Below are 1855 nucleotides of genomic sequence, written 5' to 3'. Positions count from 1 at the left end.
GTTGTAGATAATTCTATAGTAGAAGCTACTTTAAATACGAATACTTTAGAAGTTATAAATGGCACTACAATTAGTTCTGATATTAGCAAGGTTAATAATTTTATTTTAGATAATTCTACTTTAACCACAGATTTAAATGCCAAAAATATTACTATTAAAAATGATGCAAAATACAATAATAAAAATATCACAGCAAGTGGCGCATTGACTATTGAAAATCATCAAATTATAAATAACGATAAAGATAAAATAACATTAAAATCTAATGGAATTTCAACATATAAAGATAGTGTTATTAAAAATGCAGTTTTGGATTCAAATCTTAATAGGATTGATTTTTATAATACAAATGAATTAGATAATGTAAAAATATCTAATGATAATGCTTGGGATGTTACAAAACATCATATTACGATTTGGGATAATACTAAGGTTACAATAAATGATAGTGAGATAATTAATTCAGCTATTAATCAATCTGCTTCAGCAGATTTTGATAGTGAAGTGATTATTAATAATACTAAATTAGTAGATACAGGAATTGGGGCTTTAAATAAAAATGATTTATATACTAGAATTCCAAAATTAGAATTAAATAATGTAAATTATATAAATAATGTAGAAAATAGTGGGATTTTTGCAAAAGAAATTACTATAAATGGCGGATATATAAAAGCTAATAAATTATATGGAACTGATACTTTTATAGTTCCAGGAGTAAATGATATTTCAACTCAAGATAATACTAAGGTTATTATAAAAGGTGGTGCTATTATAGAAGCATTGGTTGATGGGGAAGAATTAGAGATATACAATTCAAAACTAACAGGAGATTCTCTTATTACCAACATAAAAACAGATAATAGTGAATTAATCGGCAAAATAGAAGCTACTAATAATATTGATATTAGCAATTCTAGTATCAAAGGTGATATAAAAGGTAGTGAATTAAAGCTTTTAAATTCTGATTTAAATTCAAATTTAATAGATATTGCAAATAATGTAATTATTGAAAATACTGAAGCAAAAACCATCACAGGAAATTTTAAAGTAGGCAACGACTTTAAATCAAGCAATACAATTATTCAAGGTAGTATTAATACTACAAATAATATGGAATTAAATAATTCTAATATTAAAGGCGATATAACTGCTAATAATTTAACTTTAAATAATTCTAGTATTACTAATAAAGCTGATGGTTCTACTAATACTATAAATGTTACAAACGATTTAACTATAAATAACGAAAGCCAAACTACTATTGATGGAAATTTCAAAGTAGGCAACGACTTTAAATCAAGCAATACAATCTTTAGTGGAGATATAACTGCAAATAAATTATTAAGCGATGAATTAAGCACTTTTCAAGGTCAGGTTAGTGCTGATAGCATAAGTGCAGTTGGTTCTATATTTAAACAAACTCTAACTATTACAGGCGATAGTAAAAACAATGTCTTAGATAAAGCTACATTAGAGCAAGGCATAGTAATTGATAGTAAAGGTGCAAAAGTAAGTGTAATAAACGGCTCAGAAATCAAAGGAGAAATAAAAAACGAAGGCTTTATAAATGTAGAAGAAGGCTCAAAGGTATCAGAAAAAGTAACAGGTAGTGGTATTTTAAAAACTGATGGAGCTTTTTATGAAGATAATGTAAGTATGGGGGAAGTAAGTGGAACTAATAATACCTTTGAAGGTAATGTGAATATAGGTCAAATAAGTGGAACTAATAATACCTTTAAAGGCGATGTAATTATTACAAATACAAATACCGAAGTAAAAGCTGATAATAATACCTTTTTAGGCAATGTATCAGTAAATAATGGTAAACTTAGTGCTACTACTAATAACAACT

Annotated in this window: 1 protein-coding gene; it reads left to right on the top strand. The window is 26.2% G+C overall.

Features of this window, described 5'->3' with window-relative positions; translation table 11 throughout:
- Nucleotides 1-1855, top strand: a 1855-nt coding sequence (locus tag KJQ99_RS09270) for an autotransporter outer membrane beta-barrel domain-containing protein (protein WP_214150646.1), incomplete at both ends; no start/stop codon positions are given.

It is taken from the genome of Campylobacter sp. 2018MI13 (assembly GCF_018501135.1).
GTDB lineage: Bacteria > Campylobacterota > Campylobacteria > Campylobacterales > Campylobacteraceae > Campylobacter_E.
This window is presented reverse-complemented; position numbering and strand designations above follow the sequence as displayed.